At 59.5% G+C, this 13,552-nt stretch carries 12 protein-coding genes; 10 read left to right on the top strand and 2 right to left on the bottom strand.

Features of this window, described 5'->3' with window-relative positions:
* Window positions 1–8: 8 nt before the first annotated feature.
* From ACZ500_RS18965 to ACZ500_RS18950, 4 genes are all read left to right on the top strand, one after another.
* Window positions 9–953 (top strand): calcium/sodium antiporter, encoded by a 945-nt coding sequence (locus tag ACZ500_RS18965; RefSeq protein ID WP_464229012.1) that lies wholly within the window; start codon window positions 9–11, stop codon window positions 951–953.
* A 27-nt stretch (window positions 954–980) separates the two neighbouring features.
* The gene (locus ACZ500_RS18960; protein ID WP_464229011.1) at window positions 981–3,137 is read left to right on the top strand and encodes an ATP-dependent helicase; all 2,157 of its coding nucleotides are present in this window, start codon (window positions 981–983) and stop codon (window positions 3,135–3,137) included.
* A 74-nt stretch (window positions 3,138–3,211) separates the two neighbouring features.
* Window positions 3,212–5,215: an ATP-dependent DNA helicase gene (locus ACZ500_RS18955; RefSeq protein ID WP_464229010.1), complete on the top strand. Its 2,004-nt coding sequence runs from the start codon at window positions 3,212–3,214 to the stop codon at window positions 5,213–5,215.
* Window positions 5,216–5,327: 112 nt separating this feature from the next.
* On the top strand, window positions 5,328–5,876 hold the full coding sequence (locus ACZ500_RS18950; protein ID WP_464229009.1) for an NUDIX hydrolase: 549 nt from the start codon (window positions 5,328–5,330) through the stop codon (window positions 5,874–5,876).
* Between the two features lie 205 nt (window positions 5,877–6,081).
* Here the strand turns inward: ACZ500_RS18950 and ACZ500_RS18945 are convergent, their stop codons facing one another.
* Entirely contained in the window at window positions 6,082–6,555 is a 474-nt protein-coding gene (locus ACZ500_RS18945; protein WP_464229008.1) for a DUF3795 domain-containing protein, read from the bottom strand.
* 13 nt (window positions 6,556–6,568) lie between these two features.
* Here ACZ500_RS18945 and ACZ500_RS18940 point away from each other — a divergent pair, with 13 nt between their 5' ends.
* From ACZ500_RS18940 to ACZ500_RS18915, 6 genes are all read left to right on the top strand, one after another.
* Window positions 6,569–7,078 (top strand): hypothetical protein, encoded by a 510-nt coding sequence (locus ACZ500_RS18940; protein ID WP_464229007.1) that lies wholly within the window; start codon window positions 6,569–6,571, stop codon window positions 7,076–7,078.
* Window positions 7,078–7,590, top strand: coding sequence for a Slp family lipoprotein (locus tag ACZ500_RS18935; RefSeq protein WP_464229006.1), 513 nt, complete (start codon window positions 7,078–7,080; stop codon window positions 7,588–7,590). The genes ACZ500_RS18940 and ACZ500_RS18935 overlap by 1 nt, the downstream gene beginning before the upstream one ends.
* A 118-nt stretch (window positions 7,591–7,708) precedes the next feature.
* On the top strand, window positions 7,709–8,035 hold the full coding sequence (locus ACZ500_RS18930; protein ID WP_464229005.1) for a phasin family protein: 327 nt from the start codon (window positions 7,709–7,711) through the stop codon (window positions 8,033–8,035).
* A gap of 3 nt (window positions 8,036–8,038) precedes the next feature.
* Window positions 8,039–9,691 (top strand): ABC1 kinase family protein, encoded by a 1,653-nt coding sequence (locus tag ACZ500_RS18925; protein WP_464229004.1) that lies wholly within the window; start codon window positions 8,039–8,041, stop codon window positions 9,689–9,691.
* 30 nt (window positions 9,692–9,721) lie between these two features.
* Window positions 9,722–11,491: a hypothetical protein gene (locus ACZ500_RS18920; protein WP_464229003.1), complete on the top strand. Its 1,770-nt coding sequence runs from the start codon at window positions 9,722–9,724 to the stop codon at window positions 11,489–11,491.
* A gap of 98 nt (window positions 11,492–11,589) precedes the next feature.
* On the top strand, window positions 11,590–11,796 hold the full coding sequence (locus ACZ500_RS18915; protein WP_464229002.1) for a DUF2905 domain-containing protein: 207 nt from the start codon (window positions 11,590–11,592) through the stop codon (window positions 11,794–11,796).
* 115 nt (window positions 11,797–11,911) lie between these two features.
* Here the strand turns inward: ACZ500_RS18915 and pgm are convergent, their stop codons facing one another.
* On the bottom strand, window positions 11,912–13,540 hold the full coding sequence (pgm, locus tag ACZ500_RS18910; protein WP_464229001.1) for a phosphoglucomutase (alpha-D-glucose-1,6-bisphosphate-dependent): 1,629 nt from the start codon (window positions 13,538–13,540) through the stop codon (window positions 11,912–11,914).
* Window positions 13,541–13,552 lie beyond the last annotated feature (12 nt).

Below are 13,552 nucleotides of genomic sequence, written 5' to 3'. Positions count from 1 at the left end.
CTCATCCAATGATTTTGAATTTCTTCTTCCTCAGCCTCGGTATCGCGCTCCTTTACTGGGGCTCCGAATGGATGGTCAAGGGTGCCGCGTCCCTCGCGCTTTCACTTTCCATCCGTCCTCTGATCGTAGGCCTCACGGTGGTGGCCTTCGCCACATCGGCTCCTGAACTTCTGGTGAGCCTCGTGGCGGCTGTCCAAGGGTCGAGCGGCATCTCGCTCGGAAATATCCTCGGCAGCAACGTCGCCAATATCGCCCTGATCCTCGGTCTCAGCGCCCTTTTTCGCCCCCTGTCCGTCGACCCCATCCTGGTGCGGCGCGATATCCCCTTCCTGGTCGGCATTTCAGCCCTTTTCTGGCTTCTGTGCCTCGATGGTGAAATCGGCCTCTGGAAGGGCGTTTTATTGGTAGCGAGCCTGGTTCTTTTTGTCCTGCTGGGTGTCTTTACCGCCGCTCAGCACCCCCAAAGTTCGGAAAATCTTTCGGCAGAGGCGAAAGGCACCCTCTGGAAGGACGGCATCCTCATCATCGTCGGGACAGCCGGTTTGATGGTCGGGGCTCACCTGGTGGTTCAGTCATCCATCTTCTTCGCGAAGGTCTTCGGGCTGAGCGAAACCTTCATCGGGCTGACCATCGTGGCTGTTGGAACCTCTCTCCCCGAACTGGCGACCTCGGTAGCGGCGGCGGCCCACCGGGAATCCGACATCTCCATCGGCAATGTCGTCGGCAGCAATGTCTTCAACCTCTGCATGGTCATGGGGGCCGTGGGGATTTCCAATCCGATGTCGGTCGACACGGGACTGATGCGCTTCGAATTCCCGGCCATGTTCGTCCTGACCCTGCTTCTCTGGATCTTCGCGAGGACGCGCCTCGTTCTCGGAAGGCGGGAGGGAGCTCTTCTCATTGCCTGCTATCTTGCCTTCATAGGCCTTTCCTACTGGCGGACCACCGTCTGAAACCTTTCTCCCTGGAAGAGCGATACATTGAAACAATCCATCGACTATGCCTGTTTTCTAAACCCATCCCAGCTCGAAGCGGTGATGACCCTCGACGGTCCGGTTCTCGTCGTGGCAGGCGCCGGCAGCGGCAAAACAAGGACTCTGGTATACCGGGTGGCCCGCCTGGTCGATATCGGCATCGCCCCGGAGTCCATCCTGCTGCTCACCTTCACGCGCAAGGCCGCCATGGAGATGCTCGAGAGGGCTGCAGGGTTGGCGGATCCCCGCTGCCGGTTCGTCTCGGGCGGTACCTTCCATGCCCTGGCCTACCGTGTCCTCAGGCAATACGGCGAACGCCTGGGATTTCCGCCCGGGTTCACCATCCTGGACCGCTCCGACATGGAGGAGGTTCTCCGCTCGCTCATCCCGGATCTCAACCTGCCCAAAGGCAGCACCCGCTTCCCCAAACGGGCCACTCTGGCGAACATTCTCAGCAAAGCGGCCAATCTCGAGCAAACGGTCGATGCCTTTATGGAAGAGGAATACGGCCAGTTCCTGGAATTTATCCCCGAGATCCGGCGGTTAACGAATCTCTACGCCCGGTACAAGCAGGAACACGCCCTCATGGATTATGACGATCTACTGATCAATCTGAGAAAGCTTCTGGCAGACGACCCAGAAGCCAGGCAGACCCTGGGGCGGCAATACAGCCATGTCATGGTGGACGAATACCAGGACACCAACGCTATTCAAGCCGACACCGTCAGTTGGCTCGCCCATGAACACCACAACGTCATGGTGGTCGGGGATGATTCCCAGTCCATCTATTCCTTCCGCGGCGCCGATTACCGCAACATGTTCGCGTTCCCCAAGCGGTTCCCGGGTGCCAGAATCATCAAACTCGAGGAGAATTACCGCTCGACCCAACCCATCCTGAATCTGACCAATGCCGTCATGGCACAGGCCGGAGAACATTACACCAAGTGCCTCTTCACCCGCCGGGAAGGCGGCGAAAAACCGGCGGTCATCGATACCCGCACCGAACCGGAGCAGGCCCTGACGGTGTGCCGACTGATCAGGCAGGAGATGGACGCCGGCCGCTCTCCGGAGGATATCGCCGTCCTCTTTCGAGCGGCCTACCATTCGTTCGAACTGGAGGCCGAATTGACGCGGCAACGGCTCCCCTACGTCAAGTACGGGGGCTTCAAATTCCTCGAGTCCGCCCACATCAAGGATTTTCTGGCCCATCTGCGCGTCCAGGTCAATCCGGAAGAGGCCGTGAGCTGGAGCCGCATCCTGTGCATGGTCAAAAACATCGGCCAAGGAAAAAGCCGGAGCATCTTCGAATGGATCAAGACCAACCGGATCAAGCCCGAGAAGCTCTCCGAATGGCCGGGGATGAAGAGGCGGGAGTTGGGTCTCAAACCGCTCTGCGACCTGATGCAGCAGCTGAGCAGCGACACACTGTCTCCCAGAAAGGCCGTGGAAACGGCCCTGGATTATTATACGCCTTTCCTGAAGGAGCGTTACGACGACTATCCGCGGCGGCTGAAGGAACTGCAGCAACTGATCACGATGGCCGAACGGTACCAGAGCCTCAGGAGTTTCCTGGCGGACCTCGTCCTGGATCCGCCCAACAGCTCGCTCGATACCGAGCCCGAACGGGATCACGGCTCACTGACCCTTTCCACGGTACATTCCGCCAAAGGGCTGGAGTGGCCCGTCGTCATCGTCATCTGGGTCATGGAGGGGCGGTTTCCTTCCGCCCGTGCCTATCGGAACCCCATGGAGCTCGAAGAGGAAAGGCGACTCATGTACGTGGCCGCCACCCGCGCCAAGGACCGGCTCTTTTTCTGCTACCCCGGACAGGAATACCAGCAGACATGGGACACCATGGGTGGGGGACCGACCTACCAATCCGGTCTTTCCTCCTTCATCAGCGCTTTACCCCAAGAAATCGTCGTCTACGAGTCGGCGAGGACCTCCGGACGGTTCAATCCGTTCTCGAAGCCTCATGACAACTTGTCCGAACCGGCGGCCGCTTCCTTGCACCCCTTTCAATCCGGTGATCGGGTGCGGCACCCGGCATTCGGTCCCGGCGTGGTCTCACGGTTTCTTGACGAAGACAAGGTGGAGGTCTTCTTCAGCCAGGCCGGGCGCAAACTACTCCACCTGGGGTACACGACCCTTGAAAAGATGTGATGCAATTCGATGGGTCTGAAAGAGGCTCCCGGCATTTTTCCACAGGCTTAAAACGCTTTTCGCGGCGTGTCGATATGGACCATCAACCCCGCACCATCGAAGGAATCCTGGGACCCGGCGGCCTGCTTGCCCGCAACCTGCCGGGCTTTGAATTCCGCCGCGTCCAACTGGAGATGGCCCTGCTCATCGAGGAGGCCCTGCAGAAGAATCTGCCCGTCATAGTCGAAGCCGGGACCGGAACAGGCAAGACCTTCGGTTACCTGACACCCCTTATCCTGAGCGGCCGTAAGGCCGTGATCTCCACCGGCACCAAAAACCTGCAGGAACAGATCTTCCTCCGGGATCTCCCCTTGCTGCTCGACTCGACCGGCCTCCGGGCGGAGGCCGTCATGATGAAAGGGCGCAAGAACTATCTTTGCCTCCATCGCTACCACCAGCGATTCATGCAGTCATCGCTCCTGCCTCCCGAAGCCTCCGATATCCGCGGGCGCCTCGAAACCTGGATCCGTAAAACGCAGTTCGGCGACCGCGAGGAGCTGCCCTGGTTGGCTGATCAGGACACTCTCTGGGACAGCCTCTCTGCCGGCTCGGACCAATGCCTCGGAAGCGAATGCCTCTTTCTCGATCGATGTTTCCTGGGCAGGCTGCGGAGCAGGGCCGCCGAAAGCCGTCTCATCATCGTCAACCATCACCTCTTTTTCGCGGACATGAAGGTCAAGGAGGGCGGCTTCGGAGAGATCATCCCGCGGTTCGAAACCGTGGTCTTCGACGAGGCCCACCACGTGGAAGAGGTCGCCACCGGCACCTTCGGAGAACGGCTCGCCACCGCTCAGATTCTCGAATGGGCAGCCGATCTCGAAGCGGCCGTCGGTACATCCATGAAACGGCCCCGTGCGAACTTCCTGCTTTTTCTGCAAAAACTCCGGGCTGCTGTCGGAGACATCGAAAGGGCTCTGGAACCGCTCAGTGACCGGGAACGCCTCGCCCCGGAACTCCTGGCAGGTCTCAAGACGGGTCCGGGACTTGAAATCCGCAAGTGTCTTCAATCCATCCGGCAGGAGGAAATCCTCCTTGCAACGGAAGCCGGAGGGATCGAACCGCTTCTTCTGCGGGCGCGGGAAATCGAACGGCTGGTCACGGAGACCCTTGAGCCGCGGGAGGCCGGTTGGCTCAACTGGTTCGAGAAACGCAGAAGGGGCATCCTCTTTTACGCCTCTCCTCTGGATGTCAGCAAGGCCCTGGAAGGGAGCCTTTATCAGAAATGTCCGCGGGTGGTCCTCACATCGGCGACCCTCACCGCAGGGGGAAATTTCGACTACGTCGGCGCCCGCCTCGGCCTGCCCGGGAACGCTCTGAAAGGGATCTTTCCTTCCCATTTCGACTTCAAGCGCCAGGCCCTGCTGTATGTTCCGACGGACCTGCCCACTCCCAACCATCCGCGCTTCAGCGAGGCCGCCGCGGAGCGTATCCTCCAGATCCTTCAACTGAGCGAAGGCCGGGCCCTGGTGCTTTTCACCAGTTACCAGAATCTCTTCAGTGTGCATCGCCATCTGCAAAACAAACTACCGTTCACACTTCTCAAACAGGGAGACGCGCCGCGCTCCACACTTCTAGAAACCTTCCGGGAAGACATCCACTCTGTCCTTTTGGCCACGGGGTCCTTCTGGCAGGGGGTCGATGTCCCGGGCGAAGCCCTGAGCTGCCTGGTCATCGACAAACTCCCCTTCAGTTCTCCCGGAGACCCTCTGGTGGCCGCCCGAATCAACCTTCTCCAAGAGCAGGGGAAGAATGCCTTTATGTCCTATCAGGTTCCCGAAGCCATCCTCGCTCTCAAACAAGGGCTGGGGCGCCTTATCCGCAAAAACACGGACAGGGGCGTCATGGCGATCCTGGATGTGCGGCTCAAAAACGCCCGGTACGGCGAAGCCTTTGTCGAAAGCTTGCCCCCCGTGCCCGTGACGGGGCGTATGGAAGATATCGCGGATTTCTTCGGCCGAACAGCCGCAAAGGGCAAGGACCTGTCAGAATTCACGGCGATCGAGACGGACAACCTCCATCTCGTATCGAAAAAAGGTTGATTCCCGGCCGCCGTTCCATCAGAATCGGCCGCATTCATATAGAGCGGGATCCGGGATCAGCGGCCAAAAACCCGCTACGCACATCCATCAACCGGAAAAGGAGCCCCGAACCATGTCTCCCAAACACTGGGAAATTCTGTCGAGCATCCTGGACAGATCCTATCGTGTCTTCAGCATCCGAACCGACCGCGCTCGCTCCCCACGCACCGGAAAAGCCCACGATTTCTTTGTGCTGGAATCCTCGGCCTGGGTCAACATTATCCCCATCACGCCCAAGGGCGAGGTTGTCCTGATCCGCCAGTACCGGCATGGGATCCGCGACGTCACCCTCGAGATACCGGGTGGACTCGTGGAGGCAAACGACACCCCCGAAACCGCAGCGCTCAGGGAATTGCATGAAGAAACAGGCTATCATGCCGCGAAGGCCGCCGAACTCGGCACCGTGCATCCGAACCCGGCCATCCAGAACAATATCTGCTACACGTACCTGGCCACCGATGTCTTTCCGGCAGGGCAGCAGGAACAGGACGACAAGGAGGATATCCAGGTCCTGCTGAAGCCGATCGACGAAGTGCCGGCCCTCATCCGGGAAGGCGCCATCACCCACGCCCTGGTCCTGGCTGCCTTCTACCGTTATTTTATGGAATACAGACGCATCTGATGCCCGGCTTTATCGGAGCATGACCGGATCGACCTCCGGGCTTTGCGGATCGGCACGGTTGGGCGACGGAAAGGCTTTCCGGGCACCGTCTACGTTTCCAACCCGGAAATGAGAAGCTTTCTCAACAAGATGCGCGGGCTCAAGCACGTGCATCAATGAATCGATACCGGGATGAGCCGAAAAGCCCCTTTCTGGGCGGATCTGCCTAATCCAGGTCTACGGGCGTACCGCACTGGTTGCAGCGTTTGGCGCCGCGGAACAACTTATGCCCGCAGGCCGGGCAGTCGTAGCGGGCCTCTTCGTCGGCCACCCACTTTTCGGTGCCGTGCTCCCGCCGGTAGGGGACGGCCCGCAGCATGACCTTCCGACCCAGCGGTATAGGAAATTCCTCGATCAGGCGGCAGGGGAACGCGTCGCACTGGTGGCAGCCCGTGTACCCCTTCTCACGGGTGCAGGCCTTTATGGCGCATTCCCGGCAAAAGAGAAAGGGCTCATCGGACAAACAGCCCTTGCAGCGGATGTCGTCAGCCATCAGATTCGCGCTGTCGGGCAGCTTTCCCTTATAGACATCCACCAGCCGCTCCTTGAATTTTCGATTCCCGTCACGATCGGCGTACAGGACGGCGCATACTCCGCAGTATAGTCCGCAGGGTGACAGGTATTCAGGCCTTACCTCCATGGTTGCCCTCCTTATGAGTCATCAGATTATCTCGTGTCCATCCGGAAATAATTTCCCGGTACAACCCGGTTTCCAATCCGGAAACGAGGATTTTTCTTCACCGCTTCGCCGCTCAGCCGAAGCAGCTCCTCACGACCGGCGCTCTGTCCTGAAAGCCCGGATTCTCTTCGACCTCCCGCAGCAGAGGAGACGGTCCGGAAAAGCCTTTATTTCTGTCCTTTCAACTTTTAATATAGATGATGGCCTGCAGGCAAATGCTTTTCGCTGCCCGACCGTTTCCAGCTCTATGGAGATCGTCCAATGGTCAGCAAACCGGGTTATTGCACGCTTCAAACGGGCAGGTTATCCGGCAGAAAACCGGCTGGGCCTGCGCGCCAAAGAACCGGCCGGAGACTCGCCGCAGCAGTACGAGGATGAAGACGTGAAGCGCCTCATGGAAAACGAGCGCTCCAGCAATGAAAACCGGCTCATAGATGACCCATGGATTGCACCAACGGGCCGTTCCGGCAGCAGGAGGCGCTGATGAGTCTGCGAATCCGTGTGCTCTGCCTGTGCATTTTTCTGCCGGCATGCGTTGTCGCCGCTGCCGCTTGTGCGCCGGTGATTTCAAGGCAGGCCCTCGACAGCGCAGACCGCTCCGTGTCCTTCAAGGCGCTCGCAGCCGACCCTGGTGGTTTTCTGGGCAGAACAGTGCTTTTTGGCGGACAGATCATCCAAACCAATAACCTTCAGGGCAAGAGTCTCATTCTCGTTGTGCACCGGCCTCTCGACAGCCGGTACAAACCCAGGCCGGACGGCGAATCCAGGGGGCGTTTTCTGATCTCGGCCGAGGGCTTTCTCGATCCGGCCATCTACCGCTCAGGCAGATGGATCACAGTGATCGGCACCGTCGTGGGGAGCGAGACGCGCCCATTGGGCGGGATCCATTACACCTATCCAATCGTGGCGGAGACCGAACGGTATCTATGGCCTGTAAAAGAGCCTTCCTCCGATGCACAGATCCATTTCGGAATCGGAATCGGGTTCGGATTTTGAACGGCATTCAGGACCTAACCGATCCGACGCCGATTCCCTGTTTTCAAGCACTCACCGCTTTGAAAACGTGCCATGATCGATGCGGTCTTCCATCACCATCCACTCCAGGAGGCAGAATATGTTGGACGATATCAAAAAGGGTTTACTGGCCGGCCTTGGCATGGTCTTCCTCACCAAGGACAAGATCGAAGAAACCGTGCACAAGATGGTGGACGACGCCCGCATGAGCAAGGAGGATGCCCGGCGGCTCACAGACGAACTGGTGGAAACCGGTGAAAAGCAGTGGTCCAGAGTCGAGGAAAATGTCACGGAAACCGTCCGCAAAGGACTCCGGAACCTCGATGTGGGCAGCCGAAAAGAATTGGACGAGCTGAAATCGCGTATCCGGAACCTCGAAGAGCGCGTTAGCCTGCTGGAGACGGCGAAGGAACCGACCGAGGTATGATCCTTGGAGATCAAGACACTGGCCAATATCAGGCGGTTCAAAGACATCGTTTTCACGCTGCTGAACTACGGTTTTGTCGACCTGGTGGACCGGCTGGATCTGCCGGGCAAAAAGCTCCTTCCAAAATCAAGCCGTAAGGATCTGCAGCTCGGGACGTGGGAACGGATCCGGCGCGCGATGGAAGACCTCGGGCCGACCTTCGTCAAGTTCGGGCAGATTATGAGTCTCCGGCCCGATCTTCTCCCCGGCCCTCTGATCGAAGAGCTGCAAAAGCTGCAGGATGAGGTCCCGCCTGAAAAGCCGTCCGAGATCCGCAAGGTGATCGAGAAGGCCCTCGGGCGGCCTTTGGAAGAGGTTTTTCTGTGCTTCGAATCCGAACCGATCGCCGCAGCGAGCCTCTCCCAGGTTCATCGGGCACTCCTGCGCGACACTCGCCAGGTGGTCGCCCTCAAGGTGCAGCGTCCCGGCATCCGATCGAAGATCGAGAAGGACCTGGATATTCTGGCCTTTCTCCTCGGCCGGCTGCACGAGCGTATGGAAGAGATCCGCATCTACGATCTGCCCGGCCTCCTCAAAACTACCAGGCGGAACCTCCTGCGCGAGCTGGATTTTTTGAGAGAGGCCCGCGCCATGCAGATTGCCAGAGCGCAGCTGGCGGATATGCCCGGTGTGTACATACCCGAACCTCTCACCGCCTACTGCACCGAGCGTCTGCTCGTTATGGAATTCATCCGGGGGAAAAAGCTCAAGGAACTCTCCCCAAGACATCTCGACGAAGCGGAAACCCTCGCGAAACTCGGCCTGAGAATCACGATCAGCCAGGTCCTGGAACACGGTTTTTTTCACGCCGATCCCCACCCGGGCAACATTCTCATCAGAGAAGGAAAGGAACTGTGCCTGGTGGATTGGGGGATGGTGGGCAGGCTGACGGACGAAGACCGCTTCGACCTCATCGATCTGGTCCGCTCGGTCGCCGAAAAGGACGGCAAGCGGCTGCTGGACACCCTCCTGCTGATTACATCGATCGACGGGCCCTTCGACCAACGCGCCCTTGAAAGGGACCTGCTCGACATCCTCGACGCGTACACGTCCGTCCCCTTGCAGGAAATCAACATCGGGCAAGCCCTGCTGGATATCACCGCCCTCCTGCGCGAGTACCGGCTGCGCGTACCGAGCGACCTCGCCGTCATGATCAAAGCCCTGGTCACCGCTGAAGGAACCGCCCGGATCCTATACCCCGAACTGAACGTCATCCCGGAAATCGAGGATCAGGTGCGGCGTCTGGCCTCCGAGCGCTACCATCCCGGTGTCGTATGGAAAAACCTGCGCAGCAACGCCGGACACTTATTGAGCCTCCACCGCAATCTCCCGAGCCATCTCTCCCAGATCGTCGACAAAATCAACCGCGGGGACCTGACCATCCGGTTCGAACACGAAAACCTCGGAGGGCTCAGGAAAACCCTGGAAAACATTTTCAACCGCCTGACGCTCGGCGTCATCCTGGCTGCGATGATCATCGGCTCGTCCATGATCATCACGACCGGCGTCAAACCGTTTCTCTTCGGGTACCCCGCGCTGGGGGTCATCGGCTATATCATATCCGGCGTTCTGGGGCTTTGGCTGGTGTTCAATATCCTCCGCACCCGTCGCTTCTGACCGGGGCCTTTCCGCAAGGAGGTTTGCATCGTGGCATGCTTCCCATTCCTTTCGAGCCATAAAAAACGCCGGCGGCGGATCGTGCCGGCGGTTCTCTCGTCCCTGCTCCTCTTCGTGTCGCTTCTTACAGGCCGCGCGAGCGCCGATGCGAACCGCCCCCAAATTCTTCTTTCGGCGGTCGGCGACAGTCTGACCCAGGGCACCATGGATGCCGCCAACCATGCCTTCAACACCTGGAATGCCTATCTGCATCGTATATCCGAATCCCTCGCGCAGGTGAGCGTGCCGCTGTTTTCAGAGCCGCTTCTGAACCTCTCGGGGACGCGCCTTTTCCCTTTCCGCACCCCGACCAACCTCGGTGTCGACGGGGCGGACATTTTTTCCATCGAAGGCATCGAATACTACAAGCGGGTAGGTGCCAAAGACTCCGTCGTAAGCCCTTCCTACCTCTGCGACAAAAGGTTCCCTCCAGGATTGAAGGATTCTTATGACAAAGTCCTTTACCCCTTGAACCTCCTGGCCGGTCAACCTGTTTCCCAAATGGACGCATTGCGGGTGCTCCTCGATCGCCTGGCCGCCGAAGGAGCTTCTTCAGCGCATGCGCTGGTGATCTTCTGGGCCGGAAACAACGACTCCAGCCTGGCCGCCCTCGGGACCGGGGGGGCCAACCCCGTCTTTCTCCCCTTCCCGCTCGAACAGATTGCGCCGCAGCTCTCACCGGGCCTGCGGGACCTGCTCGACTACGGTCGGGAAGCAGGCATCCTCCGTTTCGATCCATACACCGTGGATGCCATTGAAAGAAATCTGACCGAACACAGCGATTTCACGGACCAATACCATCACATTCTCACCCGGCTGGAAGAGGACAGTCTCCTGCCCCCGGAGCGGCGGTCCATCTTCTGCCTGACCCTTCCTCACTACAGCGCTGTGGGGTATCTCTTCGATTCCGAGGACCTTGAATACTACCTCAGGAAGATCGACCCGGATTATACGGTGCCGCCCACCTTCTCCCGCGTGGCTCCGCCGGGGGAACCCGTAACGGATCCCACCCGCGGTGACAGGATATCTCTTTTTACCTTCGGTTTCATGTACATGCTTCTCCACACCGGCTACTCGGCGGACTACGTCAATCAGGCCCTCGAGATCGACGGCATCCAGAATGACGGCCTTGTCCTTTCTGAAGCGGAGCAGCGGATGATCATGGATCGCGTCGACGGTTTCAACAGGACGATCATCGATGCGGCGGCGGCCGGCCCCTCGGTGCAGGTGCTGGATATCGCGGGGTTTTTGAACGCTGTGTTGACGGGGAAAACACCGATCGAGCTCGACGGCCGCATCCTGAGCCGCAAATGGTCACGCGGCGGCAGCTTCTGCCTCGATGGCGTCCATCCAGGCTTCACGGGTCACGCCCTCATTGCCAACCGGATCCTCGAAACCCTGAATGAACGTCTTGGACTCGCCGCGCCGCTGCACGATCTCGAAGCCGTTATGCTGACAGACCCGTATGTTGACCGCGATGGAGACGGATGGGTCCCGGGTCCTCTCTTGAGCTCAGAGGGTCTGACGGAGCTGCTCCTTCTCTTCAGGGATCCGGATGATACGGATCCGGCCCGGCAGGTGGAATTGCCTCCCGACGTCTGGCAATCTGTCTCCAGGATCCTGCTGGAAAAGATGCTTGCCGTCCCGACTCTTCCTGTAGGACCCCTGCGAAGGCCATCATCGGGCCGGCCGGCCACAACAGGAGAACACCCTCGTAGCGGAAGACCCGTCCAGCAAAGCCATATGCATGCCGAAGGGTAGTCGTCTCAGAAACAGAAAGGGGTGTTTGCGTCGCCCGATCGGGCGGCTCCAGACCCCGGCGGGCACCTCGAGGCAAAGCAACCGCACGTGACAATAGTATGGAAATACGCAGGATACTGATAATCATCGGGCTCATGCTGGTCCTTACGGGCCTGCTCTGGCCGTGGCTCGGAAAGATACCCTTCGGACACCTGCCGGGGGATATTCTGATCGAAAGACCGAACTTCAAGATCTACATCCCGATCACTACGATGATCTTGATCAGTCTGGCCCTTTCGATCCTTGTGTGGCTGTTCAGGCGGTAGCCGCGCGGCGGCGGCAAAACCGCCGAGAACCGCTCTCGATCCGTAAACGGGATCGGGTCCAAAAAACGATTGCAGGGGCAGGGATACGACCTGGCGGAAAGATGCCCATGCAACCCTATCGGGTGCCCGAAAACACCAACGGAAGCGCCTCGGCGTAGATCCTATCCCATAGCGCCTCACCGCCGAAACTTTCGATGTAGACCTTCATCTTCGGCTCTGTCCCCGAAGGCCTGACGGCGAACCAGGAGCCATCCTCCAGGATGACCTTGACGCCGCCGATCGGAGCACCGTTGCCCGGCGCCCGGGTCAACACCTTTCTGATGGCAAGCCCCGCCACACGCCCCGCATCGATGGACTCCGGTTCGAGCCGTTTCAGGACGGCCTTTTCGGTTTCCGTGATCGGGCTGTCGACCCGGTTATAGAAGGAGGCCCCGTAGGCTGAAACCAGCTCGTCGCGATAGATCTCGTCAGGGCTCCTTCCGGTCCTGGCCATGATCTCGGCAGCGAGGAGCGTCATGCAAAACCCGTCTTTATCCGTCACCCAGACCGAACCGTCCTGCCGCAGGAAGGCCGCCCCGGCGCTCTCCTCCCCGCCGAAGGCCAGGCTCCCCTCCAGCAATCCGGAAACGAACCATTTGAAGCCGACGGGCACCTCGTAGAGTCTCCGGCGGAGGCCTGCCACCACCCTGTCGATCATGCTGCTGCTGACCAGGGTCTTGCCGACCCCCAGATCATCGCGCCAGCGGGGACGGTTCTGCAGGAGATACCATATCGCCACGGACAGATAATGGTTCGGATTCATCAGCCCGCTCGAACAGACGATTCCGTGGCGATCGAAATCCGGATCGTTGCCCCACGCAATGTCAAAACGCCCGGCCATGGCGATCAGATTGGCCATGGCGTAGGGCGATGAGCAATCCATGCGGATCTTTCCGTCCCCATCGAGCGGCATGAAGGCAAAGGTCGGGTCGGTATGCGGGTTGACCACGTCCAGGTTCAACCCGTACCGCTCGGCAATCGGGGCCCAGTAGTGGATGCCCGACCCCCCCAGCGGGTCGACGCCGATCTTGAGGCCCGCACTGCGCACGGCATCCATGTCCACGACCTGGGCCAGAGCCTCCACAAAAGGGGTGATGAAATCCATGAAAGAGGTGTTTTCGGCCTGAAGGGCCTTTCGGTAGGACAGCCGTTTGATCGCGTCAGAGGGCCCGTCCTTGATGACATTGGCCCTTTCCTGGATCCATGCCGTTATATCGACGTCAGCCGGTCCCCCCTGAGGCGGGTTGTATTTGAAGCCGCCGTCTTCCGGAGGGTTGTGGGAGGGCGTAATGACGATCCCGTCGGCCGGCGGCCCTTTTCTGCGCCGGTTGTGCTCCAGGATCAGGAATGAAATCACGGGCGTAGGCGTGTATTCCCGCCGATCGTGAAGCACGAGCTGCACGCCATTCCCGGCCAGCACCTCTGCTGCCGTCCGGTAGGCCGGCTCCGAAAGGGCGTGCGTATCGACGCCAAGAAAAAGCGGGCCCGTGATGCCGTTCTGCGTGCGGTACTCGCAGATGGCTTGAGCGATGGCGGCGATCAACGGTTCGTTGAAGGTTCCGTTCACAGACGACCCTCGGTGGCCCGAGGTGCCGAAAGACACCTTTCCTGTCGCCTCCTCCGTATAGTATGCCGAGATCAGCGCGGGGACATCGACCAGCATGGAGCGCGGCGCCGGCTGGCCGGCCAATGGATGTATCGTCATGGTTCAACTCCT

Source organism: Desulfatiglans parachlorophenolica (genome assembly GCF_055394735.1).
The sequence above is the reverse complement of the archived record's forward strand: the minus strand, read 5'-3'. Positions and strand labels throughout refer to the sequence as shown.

Bases quoted from the DNA above. Each gene is read 5' to 3' on its own strand.
- pgm (WP_464229001.1), bottom strand. From the start codon at position 13,540: ATGACGATACATCCATTGGCCGGCCAGCCGGCGCCGCGCTCCATGCTG.
- ACZ500_RS18930 (WP_464229005.1), top strand. From the start codon at position 7,709: ATGTTGGACGATATCAAAAAGGGTTTACTGGCCGGCCTTGGCATGGTC.
- ACZ500_RS18945 (WP_464229008.1), bottom strand. From the start codon at position 6,555: ATGGAGGTAAGGCCTGAATACCTGTCACCCTGCGGACTATACTGCGGA.
- ACZ500_RS18940 (WP_464229007.1), top strand. From the start codon at position 6,569: ATGAGTCATCAGATTATCTCGTGTCCATCCGGAAATAATTTCCCGGTA.
- ACZ500_RS18915 (WP_464229002.1), top strand. From the start codon at position 11,590: ATGGAAATACGCAGGATACTGATAATCATCGGGCTCATGCTGGTCCTT.
- ACZ500_RS18950 (WP_464229009.1), top strand. From the start codon at position 5,328: ATGTCTCCCAAACACTGGGAAATTCTGTCGAGCATCCTGGACAGATCC.
- ACZ500_RS18955 (WP_464229010.1), top strand. From the start codon at position 3,212: ATGGACCATCAACCCCGCACCATCGAAGGAATCCTGGGACCCGGCGGC.
- ACZ500_RS18965 (WP_464229012.1), top strand. From the start codon at position 9: ATGATTTTGAATTTCTTCTTCCTCAGCCTCGGTATCGCGCTCCTTTAC.
- ACZ500_RS18935 (WP_464229006.1), top strand. From the start codon at position 7,078: ATGAGTCTGCGAATCCGTGTGCTCTGCCTGTGCATTTTTCTGCCGGCA.